Annotated in this window: 17 protein-coding genes; 9 read left to right on the top strand and 8 right to left on the bottom strand. The window is 66.8% G+C overall.

Annotated features, from left to right (window positions below):
• Positions 1-21 precede the first annotated feature (21 nt).
• Positions 22-1,692, bottom strand: coding sequence for a CTP synthase (pyrG, locus tag AVHM3334_RS11525; protein WP_284412394.1), 1,671 nt, complete (start codon positions 1,690-1,692; stop codon positions 22-24).
• Between the two features lie 101 nt (positions 1,693-1,793).
• Between pyrG and coaBC the strand changes: the two genes are divergently transcribed.
• From coaBC to AVHM3334_RS11505, 4 genes are all read left to right on the top strand, one after another.
• Entirely contained in the window at positions 1,794-3,014 is a 1,221-nt protein-coding gene (gene coaBC, locus AVHM3334_RS11520) for a bifunctional phosphopantothenoylcysteine decarboxylase/phosphopantothenate--cysteine ligase CoaBC (protein ID WP_284412392.1), read from the top strand.
• A gap of 23 nt (positions 3,015-3,037) precedes the next feature.
• Entirely contained in the window at positions 3,038-3,556 is a 519-nt protein-coding gene (locus tag AVHM3334_RS11515) for a hypothetical protein (protein ID WP_284412390.1), read from the top strand.
• 9 nt (positions 3,557-3,565) lie between these two features.
• Positions 3,566-4,012, top strand: a complete 447-nt coding sequence (dut, locus tag AVHM3334_RS11510) for a dUTP diphosphatase (protein ID WP_284412388.1) — start codon at positions 3,566-3,568, stop codon at positions 4,010-4,012.
• A gap of 173 nt (positions 4,013-4,185) precedes the next feature.
• The gene (locus tag AVHM3334_RS11505; protein WP_284412387.1) at positions 4,186-4,710 is read left to right on the top strand and encodes an outer membrane lipoprotein; all 525 of its coding nucleotides are present in this window, start codon (positions 4,186-4,188) and stop codon (positions 4,708-4,710) included.
• A gap of 117 nt (positions 4,711-4,827) precedes the next feature.
• Here the strand turns inward: AVHM3334_RS11505 and AVHM3334_RS11500 are convergent, their stop codons facing one another.
• Positions 4,828-5,352 (bottom strand): FKBP-type peptidyl-prolyl cis-trans isomerase, encoded by a 525-nt coding sequence (locus tag AVHM3334_RS11500; protein WP_284412385.1) that lies wholly within the window; start codon positions 5,350-5,352, stop codon positions 4,828-4,830.
• A gap of 52 nt (positions 5,353-5,404) precedes the next feature.
• Between AVHM3334_RS11500 and AVHM3334_RS11495 the strand changes: the two genes are divergently transcribed.
• The 3 genes from AVHM3334_RS11495 to AVHM3334_RS11485 all read left to right on the top strand — a co-directional run bounded on the left by AVHM3334_RS11495 (position 5,405) and on the right by AVHM3334_RS11485 (position 7,584).
• Positions 5,405-6,541 (top strand): JmjC domain-containing protein, encoded by a 1,137-nt coding sequence (locus tag AVHM3334_RS11495; RefSeq protein ID WP_284412383.1) that lies wholly within the window; start codon positions 5,405-5,407, stop codon positions 6,539-6,541.
• Positions 6,542-6,580: 39 nt separating this feature from the next.
• Positions 6,581-7,099 (top strand): hypothetical protein, encoded by a 519-nt coding sequence (locus AVHM3334_RS11490; protein WP_284412381.1) that lies wholly within the window; start codon positions 6,581-6,583, stop codon positions 7,097-7,099.
• Between the two features lie 200 nt (positions 7,100-7,299).
• The gene (locus AVHM3334_RS11485; RefSeq protein ID WP_284412380.1) at positions 7,300-7,584 is read left to right on the top strand and encodes a hypothetical protein; all 285 of its coding nucleotides are present in this window, start codon (positions 7,300-7,302) and stop codon (positions 7,582-7,584) included.
• A 145-nt stretch (positions 7,585-7,729) separates the two neighbouring features.
• Here AVHM3334_RS11485 and AVHM3334_RS11480 read toward each other — a convergent pair whose 3' ends face one another.
• From AVHM3334_RS11480 to AVHM3334_RS11455, 6 genes are all read right to left on the bottom strand, one after another.
• The gene (locus AVHM3334_RS11480; RefSeq protein WP_284412377.1) at positions 7,730-8,509 is read right to left on the bottom strand and encodes an MBL fold metallo-hydrolase; all 780 of its coding nucleotides are present in this window, start codon (positions 8,507-8,509) and stop codon (positions 7,730-7,732) included.
• A 19-nt stretch (positions 8,510-8,528) separates the two neighbouring features.
• Positions 8,529-9,617 (bottom strand): NlpB/DapX family lipoprotein, encoded by a 1,089-nt coding sequence (gene bamC / locus AVHM3334_RS11475; protein WP_284412375.1) that lies wholly within the window; start codon positions 9,615-9,617, stop codon positions 8,529-8,531.
• 52 nt (positions 9,618-9,669) lie between these two features.
• Positions 9,670-10,563: a 4-hydroxy-tetrahydrodipicolinate synthase gene (gene dapA / locus AVHM3334_RS11470; protein WP_284412373.1), complete on the bottom strand. Its 894-nt coding sequence runs from the start codon at positions 10,561-10,563 to the stop codon at positions 9,670-9,672.
• A gap of 35 nt (positions 10,564-10,598) precedes the next feature.
• Positions 10,599-11,156, bottom strand: coding sequence for a class I SAM-dependent methyltransferase (locus AVHM3334_RS11465; RefSeq protein WP_284412371.1), 558 nt, complete (start codon positions 11,154-11,156; stop codon positions 10,599-10,601).
• Between the two features lie 67 nt (positions 11,157-11,223).
• Complete coding sequence (locus AVHM3334_RS11460; protein ID WP_284412370.1) at positions 11,224-11,415, bottom strand: hypothetical protein; 192 nt, start codon at positions 11,413-11,415, stop codon at positions 11,224-11,226.
• 11 nt (positions 11,416-11,426) lie between these two features.
• Positions 11,427-12,641, bottom strand: coding sequence for an MFS transporter (locus AVHM3334_RS11455; RefSeq protein ID WP_284412368.1), 1,215 nt, complete (start codon positions 12,639-12,641; stop codon positions 11,427-11,429).
• 146 nt (positions 12,642-12,787) lie between these two features.
• Here AVHM3334_RS11455 and AVHM3334_RS11450 point away from each other — a divergent pair, with 146 nt between their 5' ends.
• Positions 12,788-14,770, top strand: coding sequence for a DNA topoisomerase IV subunit B (locus AVHM3334_RS11450; RefSeq protein WP_284412366.1), 1,983 nt, complete (start codon positions 12,788-12,790; stop codon positions 14,768-14,770).
• 75 nt (positions 14,771-14,845) lie between these two features.
• Positions 14,846-15,628, top strand: coding sequence for a lytic transglycosylase domain-containing protein (locus tag AVHM3334_RS11445; protein ID WP_284412526.1), 783 nt, complete (start codon positions 14,846-14,848; stop codon positions 15,626-15,628).
• Positions 15,629-15,636: the final 8 nt, after the last annotated feature.

Genomic DNA, 15,636 nt, shown 5'->3' with positions numbered 1-15,636 from the left:
TCGTTGCTGCAGGACGGGCGCTTACGCCGCGGCGAGGGCCGGCTGTTGGCGCTTCTGGCGCTCGACCGCTGCTTTGATGAAGGCGTTGAACAGCGGGTGGCCGTCCCACGGAGTCGATTTGAACTCGGGGTGGAATTGCACGCCGATGTACCAGGGGTGCACGCTCTTGGGCAGTTCGACGATCTCGGTGAGCTGCTCGCGCTGCGTGAGCGCCGAGATCACCAGGCCTGCCTTGCGCAGTTGCTCCAGGTAGTTCACGTTGGCTTCGTAACGGTGGCGGTGGCGCTCGGTGACGATGTTGCCGTAGATCTCGTGCGCCAGGGTGCCGGCTGCCACGTCGGAGCTTTGCGCGCCCAGGCGCATGGTGCCGCCCAGGTCGGAGTTTTCGTCGCGGGTCTTGATGGTGCCGTCCGCGTCCTTCCACTCGGTGATCAGTGCGATCACGGGATGGGGCGTGGCGGGTTCGAACTCGGTGCTGTTGGCGTCCTTGAGGCCGGCCACATGGCGTGCGTATTCGATAGTGGCCACCTGCATGCCCAGGCAGATTCCCAGGTAAGGCACCTGGTGCTCGCGGGCATAGCGGGCCGTGCTGATCTTGCCTTCCACGCCACGCGCGCCGAAGCCGCCGGGCACCAGGATGGCGTCGTACTTGGCCAGTTTCTCGGCCGCATCGGCGGCGCCGATGGTTTCGGAATCGATGTGCTCGATCTTCACGCGCACATGGTTCTTCATGCCGGCGTGGCGCAGCGCTTCGTTCACCGACTTGTAGCTGTCGGACAGATCGACGTACTTGCCCACCATGGCGATGGTGACTTCGCCCTGCGGATGCTCGGTTTCGTAGACGAGCTGGTCCCAGCGCTTGAGGGTCGTGGGCGGCGTGTTCAGGCGCAGCTTGTCGCAGATCAGGCCGTCCAGGCCCTGCTCGTGCAGCATGCGCGGCACCTTGTAGATCGTGTCCACGTCCCACATGCTGATCACGCCCCACTCGGGCACGTTGGTGAACAGCGAAATCTTGCCGCGCTCTTCTTCGGGAATGCGGCGGTCCGCCCGGCACAGCAGGGCGTCGGGCTGAATGCCGATCTTGCGCAGTTCCTGCACCGTGTGCTGCGTGGGCTTGGTTTTCAGCTCGCCCGCCGCGGCGATCCAGGGCAGGTAGGTCAGGTGCACGAAGGCGGCGTTGTTGGGGCCGAGCTTGAGGCTCAACTGGCGCACGGCTTCGAGGAAGGGCAGGGACTCGATGTCGCCCACCGTGCCGCCGATTTCGACGATGGCGACATCCACCGCGTCACCCGTGCCTACGCCAGCGCCGCGCTTGATGTATTCCTGGATTTCGTTGGTGACGTGCGGGATGACCTGCACCGTCTTGCCGAGGTAGTCCCCACGGCGTTCCTTCTCCAGCACGGACTGGTAGATGCGGCCCGTGGTGAAGTTGTTGGTCTTTTTCATGCGCGTTTCGATGAAACGCTCATAGTGGCCCAGATCGAGATCGGTTTCGGCGCCGTCGTCGGTGACGAAAACCTCGCCGTGCTGGAACGGGGACATGGTGCCCGGGTCCACGTTGATGTACGGGTCGAGCTTGATGAGGGTGACTTTGAGGCCCCGCGATTCGAGGATCGCGGCAAGGGAGGCTGAGGCGATTCCCTTGCCCAGGGAAGACACCACACCGCCGGTGACGAAGACAAATTTGGTCATGTCTTTTTAGGTGGTGGGAAATTGGGATTATAGAGGCCGGCCATCATGGCCCTGGCCGGCGCTCTGCAAGCCCGAGGCCCCCGTCTGCTAAATTGCGCGCCATGAACGAGCTTGCCGGCAAACACATTCTCCTGGGACTCTCCGGCGGCATCGCCTGCTACAAATCGGCCGAATTCGCCCGCCTGCTCATCAAGGCCGGGGCCACCGTGCAGGTGGTGATGACCGAGGCGGCCGCACAGTTCATGACGCCCGTCACGATGCAGGCGCTGACCGGGCGCACGGTGTACCACTCGCAGTGGGACGCGCGCGAGCCCAACAACATGCCGCACATCAACCTCGGCCGCGAGGCGGACGCCATCGTCATCGCACCGTGCAGCGCGGACTTCATCGCACGGCTGGCGCAGGGCCGCTCCGACGAATTGCTGAGCCTTACCTGTCTGGCAAGGCCCATCGACCGCGTGCCGCTGCTGCTGGCGCCCGCCATGAATCGCGAAATGTGGGCCCACCCGGCCACGCAGCGCAATCTGGCGCAAGTGGCGCGCGACGGTGCCGTGGTGCTGGCCGTGGGCAATGGCGACCAGGCCTGTGGCGAAACCGGCGACGGCCGCATGCTGGAGCCTTCCGAACTCATCGAAGAGTTGATCGCCTTTTTCGCCCCCAAGGTGCTGGCGGGCCAGCGCATGCTGGTGACGGCCGGGCCGACGTTCGAGGCCATCGACCCGGTACGCGGCATTACCAACCTGTCGAGCGGCAAGATGGGTTTTGCCATCGCCCGCGCCGCCCGCGAAGCAGGCGCGCAGGTCACGCTGGTGGCCGGGCCGGTGCACCTGCCCACGCCCCGCGGCGTGCGACGCTTGAACGTGCAATCTGCACAGAATATGCTTGACGCCGTAGTGCAGAATGCCCCTGATGCTACTGTTTTTGTAGCAACCGCCGCCGTGGCCGATTGGCGCCCCGCTCAAGCCGCCCACCACAAGATCAAGAAGGACGGGTCTGGCCAGGTGCCTGCGCTGGCTTTCGTGGAAAACCCGGACATTCTTGCCCGGGTGGCGCAGTCGGATCGTGCGCGTTCAGGGCAACTGTTTTGCGTCGGCTTCGCTGCCGAAAGCGAAGACCTGCTGCGCCATGCCAGCGCCAAGCGCCAACGCAAGGGTGTGCCGCTGCTGGTTGGCAACATCGGCCCGGCCACCTTCGGCCAGGACGACAACGCGCTGCTGCTGGTGGACGCGCAGGGCCATCGCGAACTGCCGCGGGCTTCCAAACGTGACCTCGCCCGGCAGTTGGTTGCCGAGATCGCCCAGCGCCTCGCTGGCGCGGCCTGAGCTTTTGACACCGGCCACTGTCCGTGCAACATCCACTCCGGCCTGAATGGGATACGCCGCCCGACGGCGATTTCGCAAGCTATGTCGAGCGCCTCGTCCAGTTGCAGCAACCTGCGGGGCCGGCCATTCCTGGCGCGCGCCCCGATCTTTTCGGTGAGCGGTCGGCAACTGCCCGCATCGCTGCCGCCGCGAAATCCCCCGCCCGCGATACCCTCCTGGGCCGGGTCGCTCCGAAAGTGCTGGGCACCGGCGCATCCACACGGCTGGGCAAGGCGCGTGCACTGCTGCTGATGCTCATATGGGCCAAAGGCCTGCTGTGGCTGGTAGCGGGCTGGGGCTCGCTGTTCGGCCTGATACTGCTGGTCCTTTTCTGGCTGGGCCTGGGGGCGGCCGGACATCTTCTGCCCGCCCGTGTTTCGACCCAGGCGCCTGGCGCAATGTCAGCGCAGGAAACCGGCCGCACCACACCGCTGCAATCCTTGCTGGCAGCGCTGCGCCATGCAGCGCGCCAGCCTTCCTTTCCCCGTTACCCGAAGAAATGAACTGAGCTTGTGAAGATCGACGTCAAGATTCTCGACCCCCGCATGGCAGAGCAACTGCCTTCCTACGCCACCCCGGGCAGTGCCGGGCTCGACCTCAGGGCCTGCCTTCAGGAGCCGCTCAACCTCGAGCCCAACGCCTGGCAACTCGTACCGACCGGCATTGCGGTTTATCTGAAAGATCCGGCCTATGCGGCACTGATCCTTCCGCGCTCGGGTTTGGGGCACAAGCACGGCATCGTGCTGGGCAACCTGGTGGGTCTGATCGACAGCGATTACCAGGGACAACTCATGGTCAGCGCCTGGAACCGCAGCGGCACTGCCTTCGTTCTGGAGCCCATGGAGCGGCTGGCCCAACTGGTGATCGTGCCGGTGGTGCAGGCGCAGTTCAACGTGGTCAGCGACTTCCCCGCTACGCAGCGCGGTGAGGGCGGCTACGGATCGACCGGTCAATCCTGATCCCGATCACCTTCCCGTCGTCTTTTTGTAGGCCGGCGCCGACATGGCTGCCGGTCTTTGTCTTGCCTGCCTGGCCGCGATTGCCCGGCGGGTTCGGTAGCGGGCTGCATGGTGCAATCCGCTTCACGTCAAAGGCTTTCACGGCCTGCGCATCGCTCTGAAGGAGAACTCTTATGTCCCGTTTCATCCGCTCTGCCACCCTGGCTGGTTCCGTCGCTCTGGTGACCTTGCTCTCCGCCTGCGCCCAGCAGCCGCGCTACTCCAACAATTACCCTGCCCAACCCCAGCCGGGCTACTCGTCCTACCCTGCTGCGCAGAACCAAAACCAGAACCAGAACCAGAACCAGAACGGTACCGAGTTCGGCGTGGTCTCCAACATCGAAACCCTGCAGGGCCGCAAGGGCACCAGCGGTGCTGGCGCCGTGCTGGGCGCGGTGGCCGGCGGCGTTCTGGGCAACCAGGTCGGCAAGGGCAGCGGACGTGCCGCAGCGACCGTGCTGGGTGCTGTCGGCGGCGGCGTGGTCGGCAACCAGATCGAGGGCCGGACCGGCAACAACAACGATGGACATGTCGAAGGCTATCGCGTGACCATCCAACTGGACCAAGGCGGCCAGCGCGTGTATGACGTGAGCACGCCGGGCGACCTGCGCACGGGCGACCGCGTTCGCCTCTACGGCGGCCAGATCTCGCGCATCTGATCCCCCTGACCTTCTGGCTGATGCGCTGTGGCGCATTGGCCGGCCATGCAAAACGGGCTCCTCGGAGCCCGTTTCGCATGCGCAGGTGGGAAGTGTGAAGGGGTTGGCCGGATCAGCTCAATGGAGGGTAGGGCTGTCGGCAGAAGGCGTCTGGATGCGGAAGAAACCGGTTCCGGCGGAGCCGCGGCCAATCTCTTCTTCGGTCGCCTCGCGCACGCTCTGCACCGTGAGATGCAGGCGCAGCGCAATGCCCGCCAGCGGGTGGTTGCCGTCGAGCACGATGTGCTCGGGGTAGATCTGCGCGACCGTGTAGAGCACGTCGCGGGGCGCTGCCGGATTCGTGCCTTCGGGCAACGCGCTGCCTTCGACCGTCATGCCCTCTTCGAGGTCGGCCGGAAAAAGGTTGCGCGGTTCCAGAAAGAGCAGGGTGTCCTGGTAGTCGCCGAAGGCTTCCTCCGGCTCCAGGTGCAAGGAGAGCGACGTTCCGGCCGCGTGCCCTTGCAGGGCCTCCTCGATGCGGGTGAGCAGGTCGTCGCCGCCGACGAGAAATTCCACCGGCTCATCGAGCACATCCAGCTCCTCGCCCAGGGTGTCTTTCAAGATCCAGGTCAAAGCGACCACACATTGTTGGTTGATTTCCATAGGAGAATTGTCGCAGTTCGACCCTCAGCCGCACACACGGCGTATTTTCCCCATGGATGTTCAACAACCTCTGGCGCTGCTGGGCGGCCTCACGCCGGCGCAATTCATGCACCGCCACTGGCAGAAAAAGCCCTTGCTGGTCCGCCAGGCCGTCCCCGCGTTCACACCGCCGTTGGGCCGCGCCGAGCTGTTCGCGCTGGCTGCGCAGGAAAGCGTCGAATCGCGCCTCGTGCAGTTGAAGGCGGGTGCCTGGAAGCTCAGGCATGGGCCGTTCGCTCGCCGCTCGCTGCCCCCGCTCACCACGCGCGAGTGGACGCTGCTGGTGCAGGGTGTCGATCTGCACGACGATGCGGTGCATGCACTGCTGGAGCAATTCAGTTTCGTGCCGCGGGCCCGGCTGGACGATCTCATGATCAGCTACGCGTCCGATGGCGGCGGTGTCGGGCCGCACTTCGACAGCTACGACGTATTCCTGCTGCAGGCCCACGGACGGCGCCGCTGGCGCATCGGGCGGCAAAAGGACCTTTCGCTGCGCGAAGGCATTCCGCTCAAGGTGCTGGCGGAGTTCGAGCCCGAGCAGGAGTTCGTGCTCGAGCCCGGCGACATGCTGTACCTGCCACCCCGCTATGCCCACGACGGCGTGGCCGAGGGCGAGTGCATGACTTATTCCATCGGTTTCCGGGCGCCCGCCCGTGCAGGCATTGCGCAGGAATTGCTGTCGCGGCTGGCCGACGATGCCGGTGACGACGACGACGCCCCGCCGCAGTTGTACCGCGACCCGTCGCAGCCAGCCTTGGCGCAGCCCGGTGAGATTCCTCAGGCGCTGCAGGCTTTTGCTCGCGAAGCGCTGGAGCGCGCGTTGTCCGAGCCGCTGGCCCTGGAGCGGGCGCTGGGCGAAAGCCTGACCGAGCCCAAGCCCAACGTGTGGTTCGAGCCCGGTCGTGCGGGTGGCATGCTCGAAGGCGTGCAACTGGATCGCCGCACGCGCATGCTGTACGACGCGCGCCATGTGTTCATCAACGGCGACAGCTACCTGGCTGCCGGCCGCGACGCCACCTTGATGCGCCGCCTGGCGGATGAGCGCGTGCTCCACCGCCGCGACCTGGCCCGCGCCAGCGACGATGCGCTCGAACTGCTGTCTTCCTGGTGCGAGACCGGCTGGGCGCACGCCTGGGCCGCGCCGGAGTGAATCGGCACCGCCGTCCCTGAAAGGATCGAAGGAGTTGCCATGGCCGATGAATTGCCCTACGCCGAGTCCGCAGCGGCCCTGCCTGCCGGGCGGTTCAATGGCCGAAACGATTTCCGCCAGTGGGTGCGCGATGCGCTGGCCTGCGCCGCCAGGGAGGGTTGGAGCGAGATCGTGCTGAGCGATTTCGATTTCCACGACTGGCCGCTCGGCGAACGCGAAGTGGTGGCCTCGCTGCAGGCCTGGGCGCGGCGGGGCCGACGACTGACGCTGCTGGCGGGAACCTACGACGAGATGGTGCGGCGCCATGCGCGGTTCGTGCAGTGGCGGGGCGTGTGGGACCACGTGATCGAATGCCGGCGTGCGCCATCGGCCGACCGGCTGGAGTTGCCCAGCGTGCTCTGGTCCGATGCGTGGGTCCTTCAGCGGCTCGACCCCGAGCGCTGCGCCGGCGTGGCAGGCCGCGAGCCGGAGCGCCGCCTGCTGGCGCGCGAGGCTCTCAACGAATGGCTGCTGCGCAAGAGTTCGCCCGGGTTTCCAGCCACGACGCTCGGCCTGTGAAGCGCGATGGATCCCGATGGGTTTACCGCTGGGAAACAAAACGTCACGTCAGTGTTAGTCTGTATTGACTGAATCTCCCTATAATTTGCGGTTGAGGTAAAAAAGGCGCCCCTGAGCGCCAAGCACCGCCAAAGAGCACGCTGCAAGAGGGCGCCGATGGCGGTAATTCAAGATCCGTCTGTCCAATAGGAAAAACTGAAATGAAGAACTCTCTCGTTCTGGCTGCCCTGGTCGCCTCCGTCGCTCTCGCCGCTTGCGGCAAGAAAGAAGAAGCTGCCGCTCCTGCACCGGCTCCCGCTCCTGTGGAAGCCCCGGCACCCGCACCCGCACCCGCTCCTGCAGTGATGCCTGCCGCTTCCGATGCAGCAGCAACCTCCATGTCGGCTCCCGCTTCCGACGCAGCTTCCGCTCCTGCAGGCGACGCAGCCAAGGCCGCTGCCGACGCAGCTGCCGCAGCCGCTGCTGGCGCTTCGACCGCCAAGTAATCGCATCCACCGATCTTCGGCACCTGGTGCCGTAGCGTCGGACAAAAGCCCCGTACCACCAGGTCGGGGCTTTTTTGTTTCTGGCGCGGGGGCGCGGTCGATGCCCGCAGGAATGGCCGGGCCTCCCGCAGGGCGGGGGTTGCCTTCAGTGGCAGGCGATCCAGTCGGAGCCCGTGACCGGACTGGCCACGTCCACCTGCGATAGCTCCCATCCCAAGGCCGAGGCCAGGGCGGCCTGGGCCAGTTCGGGACGGTTGTTCTGCGCGCTGAGGTGTGCGGCGACCACGCGGCTCAGGCCGGTGTGCTGCATGGCGCGCAGGATGTCGGCCGCCACGGTGTTGGCCAGATGGCCATAGAGCCCGCCGATCCGGCGCTTCAGGAACGCCGGATAGCTCGACCCGGCCAGCAGTTCGGGGTCGTGGTTGGATTCCAGCAGCAATGCATGGCAGCCCTTCAGGTGGGCGAGCACATGGTCGGTCGCATGGCCCAGATCGGTCAGCAGGCCGATGTGCGTTTCGCCATCGCTGCAGCGCAGCTGCAGCGGCTCGCGTGCATCGTGTGGCACGGTGAAGGGCAGGGCTTCGAACGCGCCCAGATCGATGGGCACTCCGTCCTGGGCGATGTTCAGCAAGCCGTCCAGTTCGGGGGCGCCGATGGCGGAGTGCGTGCCATGGCTCATCCAGACCGGAATGCGGTGCCGCAGCGCCAGCTTCTCCATGCAGCCCACGTGGTCCGAATGTTCGTGGGTGATGAAGAGCGTGTCGAGGTCATCGAGCGACAGGCCGGCTGCGCCCAGGCGCACCGCCAGCTGCCGCAGGCCGAGCCCGCAGTCGATGAGCAACCGCCGCACCTGCGTGCCGCTGCGCCCTTCGACGACGGTGGCGTTGCCCGAACTGCCGCTGCCCAGGTTCTTGAAACGCAGCACGCAGCCCCGGGGCCCCGTGTTACTTCAGGTCGTCCGTCAGCACGCGGACGATGCGCTCGGCGTTGGCCGAGGTTTCTGGCGTGCCGGCAGCGTTCAGGACAGAGACAGTGCTCTTGTTCTCGACGCTGCGCACCACGACGCGGTACTTGACCGGAGCCGCGGCGTCCGACGAGCGGCCCAGCAGCTTGCCGAAGAGGCCAGGGTCTTTCTTTTCGGTCGGTTCGACGTAGCGCACGAAGTAAATGCCCTGCGCGCGGTCGCGGTCTTCCACGGTGAAGCCGGTGCGGTCGAGCGCCAGGCCGACACGGCGCCAGGCGCGGTCGAAGTTCTCGTCCATTTCGACCACGGGCACGTTGCCCTGGCGCGCCATGCGGGCCGTGGGCACCTGCTGCGCCGGTGTGGCGGCAATGGCGCGGGATTGTTCCTGGCTCACGCCCAGCTTGACCATCAGGCGGCGCAGGAATTCGGTTTCCAGCTCAGGATCGACCGGGCGGGGCTGCCACACGGTGCTTTCCTTCTGGGCGGAGGTATAGACCTCGACCATGCCGCGGTGGCTGATGAAAATCTCGGTGCTGCCGTTGGGGCCGCGCTCCAGGCGGGTGCGGAACTTGTCGCGCTCGCCGGTGGAATACACCGAGTCGAACATCTTGCCGATGGTGGAGCGGATGATGTCCTGCGGCAGCTTGGCGCGGTTTTCGGCCCAGTCGGTTTCCATGATGCCGAGGTTGGCCTGTTCCTGAACCAGCACGAAGCCGTTTTCGGTCCAGAAGTCGCGCACCGGGTCCCAAAGGGCGTCGGCCGGGCGGCTCACGACCAGCCAGCGCTGGTTGCCGTCGCGTTCGATGCGCACGTCGCCGATGTTGCGGGTGGCCGCGTTGACGGAGCCCACGGGCTTTTGCGACTGGCCCGCCTCGAAGGCTGCGGCCGACACCACGCCGCCGGGTACCGCATAGCGTGAATCGCGCGAGACCTGGTTCAGGTCGGGTGGCACTTCGAGCGTCGCCCCTTTGGTGGCGCTCTTGTAGTCGATCTTGTCGTTCTCCAGGACGGAGCAGGCAGACAGGGCCATGGCAAGGCCCAGCAGGCCCAGGCGGTTGATAGCGTTCACGCGGAAATCCTCTTTGATGTCTGGGGGGAGCAATGCGGGCAGTGCGGCAGGGTCACAGCAAGCCGCCGGCGCGAAGGGCGGCTTCCACCACGGCTTCGTTGCCCTGGCTCAGCGGGGTCATGGGCAGGCGCATCGCGCCGCCGCAACGGCCCAGGCGGTGCATCGCCCACTTCACCGGAATCGGGTTGGCTTCGACGAACAACTGCTTGTGAACGGGCATGAGCTGGAACTGGATTTCCATGGCACGGCGCACGTCGCCGGCCAGGGCGGCGACGCACAGTTCGTGCATGAGGCGAGGCGCCACGTTGGCGGTCACGCTGATGTTGCCCTGGCCGCCGCACAGCATGAGCGCCACGGCGGTCGGGTCGTCGCCCGAATACACGGCGAAGCCCTTGGGCACGTCGCGGATGAGCCATTGCGCCCGCTCGATGTTGCCGGTCGCTTCCTTGATGCCGATGATGCCGGGCACCTGTGCCAGGCGCAGCACGGTGTCGTGCAGCATATCGGCCACCGAGCGGCCGGGCACGTTGTACAGCACGATGGGCAGGTCGCCCACGGCTTCGGCGATGGCCTTGAAGTGCTGGTACTGGCCCTCTTGCGTGGGCTTGTTGTAGTAGGGAACGACCTGCAGCTGCGTGTCGGCGCCGACGGTCTTGGCGAAGCGGGCCAGTTCGATGGCCTCGGCCGTGGAGTTGGCGCCGCAGCCGGCCATGATGGGCACGCGCCTGGCGGCCTGTTCGACGGCCACGCGGATGATCTCGCAGTGTTCTTCGACGTTCACCGTGGGCGACTCGCCGGTGGTGCCCACCACGCCGATGCAGTCGGTGCCCTCGGCGATGTGCCAGTCGATCAATTGGCGCAGGGTGGGATAGTCCACGCTGCCGTCCTCGTGCATGGGAGTGACGAGGGCGACGATGCTGCCGGTGAGAGAGCTGGGAAGGGTCATGTCCGCAGTGGAAAACGGGTAAAGGCGCATTCTAACTAGAGAGGCGGTGCGAGCCGGTGTCGCCCTGGCGCAGCCCCCGGTGCGAGGCGGACCGCCGCGATGCGCTGGACGAATCGCGCAGGCGCATCGACGAAGCCATCTTCATAGGCCACGGTGCACAGACCCGCGCAGGCTTGCAGCAGTTCCCCGGGGCGTAGCAGAAAGTCGGGCCGCGAGGGGCGGCCGACGGTTTCGTTGCCGGCGGCGAAGGTCTCATACAGCAGCACGCCGCCGGGTGCCACGCTGGCCACCAGCGTGGGCAGCAACGGGCGCCACAGGTAACGGGTGACGACGACGGCATCGAACGTGCGGCCGGCGAACGGCCATGGTCCGGCTTCGATGTCGGCGCAGACCACTTCGCCCATGTCCCCGAGCGGCGCGATGGCCTCGCGGTCACGGTCCACGCCCGCCACGGGGTGGCCACGGCCGTGGAACCAGCGCAGGTGGCGGCCCGTGCCGCACGCCACGTCCAGCACGCTGGCGCCGGGCGCGACGAGGTGGGCCCAGCGGCGGACCCATTCCGAAGGCGGCTCGGTGGCCTGTGAAAATGTCATGCTATGAAATTAATAGCGATACCCCCTGGGGGAATATGCGCTGGAGGCCGTTTTGATGCAGATGCTTTCAGAAGCACGCCCACATCTGGTCAGCCATCATCACCATGAAATCCGGCTCGGCGTACAGCAGAAAGACCGTGCCCAGCAGCACGGCGCCCACGGCGGCCCAAACCCCGGTTCGCCAGGCCCACCCGGTGCGCCGGGTGCTGGCCGGCCGGCGCGGCACGCTGTGGGCGGGGCCATGCGGGGTGGTGCGCATGTGCGGTCCGTTCATGCGGGTTGCGGCGCCCGGTGGATGGGGCCTTCCTTGACCGGCAGATTCACCAGCCCGGCGAGCACGCCCAGGCCGATCGACAGATACCAGACGACGTCGTAGCTGCCGGTGGTGTCATACAGATAACCGCCCAGCCACACGCCCAGGAAGCTGCCGATCTGGTGGCTGAAGAACACGAAGCCGCCCAGCATGGACAGATGCTGCACGCCGAAGATCTGCGCCACCGTGGCGTTGGTGGGCGGCACGGTGGACAGCCAGAGCGCGCCCATCACGGCCGAGAACACGTACACCGACATGGGCGACAGCGGCACCAGCAGGAAGATGGTGATCACCACGGCGCGCGCGAAGTAGATGAAGGCGAGGATGTAGCGCCTGGGGTTGCGCTGGCCCAGCGAGCCCGCGATGTAGGTGCCGAACACGTTGAACAGGCCGATGAGCGCGAGCGCGTAGCTGGCGACCTGCGGCGACATGCCGTGGTCCTTGAGGTAGCTGGGCATGTGCACGCCGATGAAGACCACCTGGAAGCCGCACACGAAATAGCCCGCGGTCAGCAGCAGGAAGCTCGGGTAGCGCAGGGCCTCGCCCATCGCCTGGCCCACCGTCTGCGAACGCTGGCCCGCCGCGCGGCCCTGAAAGCCCGGCTCGCGCAGGCCGAACGCCAGCGGCACGATCAGCAGCACGAAGGCGGACAGCACCAGCAGCGCTTCCTGCCAGCCCAGCCGCACGATGAGCTGGCCTTCGACCGGCACCATCAGGAACTGCCCGAACGAGCCGGCCGCCGCCGCCACGCCCATGGCCCAGGAGCGCTTTTCCGGTGCGATCTGGCGGCCGAGCACGCCGTAGATCACCGCATAGGTGGTACCCGCCTGCGCCGCTCCGATCAGCACGCCCGCCGTGAGGGCGAAGAGCGTCGGTGTGGGCGACAGGGCCATGCCCGCCAACCCCAGCCCATACAGCACCGCCCCGCCGATCAGCACGCGGAAGGCGCCGAACCGGTCGGCCGCCATGCCGGCAAAAATCCCGAAGCAGCCCCAGGCGAGGTTCTGGATCGCGATGGCCAGCGCGAACGACTGGCGGGTCCAGCCCATGTCCTGCGTGATGGGCTGCAGCCACAGCCCGAAGCCGTGGCGGATGCCCATGGACAGCGTGACGATGGCGGCGCCGCAGATCAGGACCTGGGCCATGGACAGGTTTTTGGGCTCTTGCTGCATCCGGCAAATGTAGCCAAACCGGGGGGATCGCGCCGCTGCCGCCGCGGTGCATTCCGCAGAAAGTTCCCTGGGGTCTTCCACAGGATCGGATGGGAACTGGGTTTGCATACAGCCTGGCAGGCCCTGCGGCACTACAATCCGCCCCCATGGCAGCCAAACCCTCCTCCACTCCACCCAGCGAATACTCCGAAGGTTCGATCCGCGTCCTCAAGGGACTGGAGCCTGTCAAGCAGCGTCCGGGCATGTACACCCGCACCGACAACCCGCTGCACATCGTTCAGGAAGTGCTGGACAACGCGGCCGACGAAGCCCTGGCCGGCCACGGCAAGAAGATCAAGGTCACGCTGCACGCCGACGGCTCGGTGAGCGTGGAAGACGACGGCCGCGGCATCCCGTTCGGCCTGCACCCCGAAGAGAAGGCGCCGGTCATCGAACTGGTCTTCACCCGGCTCCACGCCGGCGGCAAGTTCGACAAGGGTTCGGGCGGCGCGTACAGCTTCTCGGGCGGGCTGCACGGCGTGGGCGTGTCGGTGACCAACGCGCTGGCGCTGCGGCTGGAGGCCAGCACCCACCGCGAAGGCAAGATCGCCCGCCTGGTGTTCGAAGGCGGCGATGTGACCGAGCCGCTGGTGGCCCGGCCGCTGGCGGCGGGCGAGCGCAAGCAGGGCACCACCGTGCGCGTCTGGCCCGACGGCAAATACTTCGAGGCGACCGCGCTGCCCATGGCCGAGCTCACGCACCTGCTGCGCAGCAAGGCGGTGCTGATGCCCGGCGTGTCCGTGTCCCTCGTGAACGAAAAGACGCGCGAGACGCAGACCTGGCAGTACAAGGGCGGCCTGCGCGACTACCTGGGCCAGACCCTGAACGGCGACCCCGTGATTCCGCTCTTCGAGGGCGAAGGCTTTGCCGACCGCCACAACGAGAGCTTCGCCGAAGGCGAGGGCGCCTCCTGGTGCGTGGCCTTCACCGAAGACGGCCACCCCGTGCGCGAGAGCTACGTCAACCTGATTCCGACCAGTGCCGGCGGCACGCACGAAAGCGGCCTGCGCGACGGCCTGTTCAACGCCGTCAAGAGCTTCATCGAACTGCACTCGCTGTTACCGAAGGGCGTGAAGCTGCTGCCCGAAGACGTCTTCGCCCGGGCCAGCTACGTGCTGTCGGCCAAGGTGCTGGACCCGCAGTTCCAGGGCCAGATCAAGGAGCGCCTGAATTCGCGCGATGCCGTGCGGCTGGTGAGCGGCTTCGTGCGCCCCGCGCTGGAACTGTGGCTGAACCAGCACGTCGATTACGGCAAGAAACTGGCCGAGCTGGCCATCAAGGCGGCGCAGACGCGCCAGAAAGCCGGCCAGAAGGTCGAGAAGCGCAAGGGCTCCGGCGTGGCCGTGCTGCCCGGCAAGCTCACCGACTGCGAGAGCCGCGACCTGGCCCACAACGAGGTCTTCCTGGTCGAGGGCGACTCGGCTGGCGGCAGCGCCAAGATGGGCCGCGACAAGGAAAGCCAGGCCATCCTGCCGCTGCGCGGCAAGGTGCTCAACACCTGGGAGGTGGACCGCGACCGGCTCTTCGGCAACACCGAAATCCACGACATCTCGGTGGCCATCGGCGTGGACCCGCATGGTCCCAACGACTCGCCCGACCTGTCGGGCCTGCGCTACGGCAAGGTCTGCATCCTGTCGGACGCCGACGTGGACGGCTCGCACATCCAGGTGCTGCTGCTCACGCTGTTCTTCCGGCATTTTCCGAAGCTCATCGAGACCGGCCACATCTACGTGGCGCGCCCGCCGCTCTTTCGCGTGGACGTGCCGGCGCGTGGCAAGAAGCCGGCCTCCAAGATGTATGCGCTGGACGAAGGCGAGCTGGTGGCCATTCTCGACAAATGCGCCAAGGACGGCGTGGCGCGCGAGAAGTGCCAGATCAGCCGCTTCAAGGGCCTGGGCGAGATGAACGCCGAGCAGCTGTGGGAGACCACGCTCAACCCCGATACGCGCCGCCTGCTGCCCGTACAGCTGGGCGACATGGACTTCGCCGCCACCGAGGGCCTCATCACCAAGCTGATGGGCAAGGGCGAAGCGGCCGCGCGCCGCGAACTGATGGAACTGCATGGCGACGCCGTGGAAGTGGACATCTGAGCCATGGCCATGGCGTGGTCCGACCAGCCCAGGCGTTTGAGCCTTTTCGGCCTCTGGCGCATGTTCTGCGCCGGCATGCTGCTATTGTTTTTGCAGCAAGCAGCGCGCGCCGATCTGTGGGCCTATGTGGACGAACGCGGCGTGACGCATTTCGCGGCCGAGCAGGTGGACGGGCGCTACGGGCTGTTTTTCCGCGGCAACGATTTCGACTTCACCCGCGATGGCCCGCCCGTGGCCGCCGCGGGTTCCTCCGTGGCCACGCCGTCCGGTGCATGGCTGCTGGCGTTCTTCGACATCTCGCCGGACTACAAGCGCGTCAAGCACCATCTGCGCGCCTCGGCCAGCCAGAACGGCGTGGACTACGAACTGCTGCAGGCGTTGATCGCCACCGAATCCGGCTTCGACGCCCGCGCCGTTTCGCCCAAGGGCGCGGTGGGGCTGATGCAGCTCATGCCCGCGACGGCGTTCCGCTTCGGCGTGGCGGGCGAGGCGCGCCGCTCGGTCGAGCAAAAGCTCACCGAGCCCGCCATCAACGTGTCGGCCGGCACGCGCTACCTGCGGCACCTGCTGGACCTTTTCGACGGCCGGATGGACCTGGCGCTGGCCGCCTACAACGCGGGCGAGGGCGCCGTGCAGCGCGCGGGCAACCGCATTCCGGCCTACCGCGAAACGCAGAACTACGTGAAGAGCGTGCTGGGCCTGTATGCCCAGCTCAAGCCCCCGGCGCCGCTGCTGGCACAACGCGCCGCCCCGGGCCGCGTGCGCATGGAACTGGGCGCCGGCTCCGACGACATAAAACCCCTCAGCGCTGCGGCCGGCCTGCCGGCCCGCAACGTCGGCGCCCCGAGCGCCCCTTGACTTTTCCG

It is taken from the genome of Acidovorax sp. SUPP3334, assembly GCF_030159055.1.
Taxonomy (GTDB): domain Bacteria; phylum Pseudomonadota; class Gammaproteobacteria; order Burkholderiales; family Burkholderiaceae_C; genus Paracidovorax.
This window is presented reverse-complemented; position numbering and strand designations above follow the sequence as displayed.

Bases quoted from the DNA above. Each gene is read 5' to 3' on its own strand.
- pyrG (WP_284412394.1), bottom strand. From the start codon at position 1,692: ATGACCAAATTTGTCTTCGTCACCGGCGGTGTGGTGTCTTCCCTGGGC.
- coaBC (WP_284412392.1), top strand. From the start codon at position 1,794: ATGAACGAGCTTGCCGGCAAACACATTCTCCTGGGACTCTCCGGCGGC.
- AVHM3334_RS11505 (WP_284412387.1), top strand. From the start codon at position 4,186: ATGTCCCGTTTCATCCGCTCTGCCACCCTGGCTGGTTCCGTCGCTCTG.
- AVHM3334_RS11500 (WP_284412385.1), bottom strand. From the start codon at position 5,352: ATGGAAATCAACCAACAATGTGTGGTCGCTTTGACCTGGATCTTGAAA.
- AVHM3334_RS11495 (WP_284412383.1), top strand. From the start codon at position 5,405: ATGGATGTTCAACAACCTCTGGCGCTGCTGGGCGGCCTCACGCCGGCG.
- AVHM3334_RS11490 (WP_284412381.1), top strand. From the start codon at position 6,581: ATGGCCGATGAATTGCCCTACGCCGAGTCCGCAGCGGCCCTGCCTGCC.
- AVHM3334_RS11485 (WP_284412380.1), top strand. From the start codon at position 7,300: ATGAAGAACTCTCTCGTTCTGGCTGCCCTGGTCGCCTCCGTCGCTCTC.
- dapA (WP_284412373.1), bottom strand. From the start codon at position 10,563: ATGACCCTTCCCAGCTCTCTCACCGGCAGCATCGTCGCCCTCGTCACT.
- AVHM3334_RS11465 (WP_284412371.1), bottom strand. From the start codon at position 11,156: ATGACATTTTCACAGGCCACCGAGCCGCCTTCGGAATGGGTCCGCCGC.
- AVHM3334_RS11460 (WP_284412370.1), bottom strand. From the start codon at position 11,415: ATGCGCACCACCCCGCATGGCCCCGCCCACAGCGTGCCGCGCCGGCCG.
- AVHM3334_RS11455 (WP_284412368.1), bottom strand. From the start codon at position 12,641: ATGCAGCAAGAGCCCAAAAACCTGTCCATGGCCCAGGTCCTGATCTGC.
- AVHM3334_RS11450 (WP_284412366.1), top strand. From the start codon at position 12,788: ATGGCAGCCAAACCCTCCTCCACTCCACCCAGCGAATACTCCGAAGGT.
- AVHM3334_RS11445 (WP_284412526.1), top strand. From the start codon at position 14,846: ATGCTGCTATTGTTTTTGCAGCAAGCAGCGCGCGCCGATCTGTGGGCC.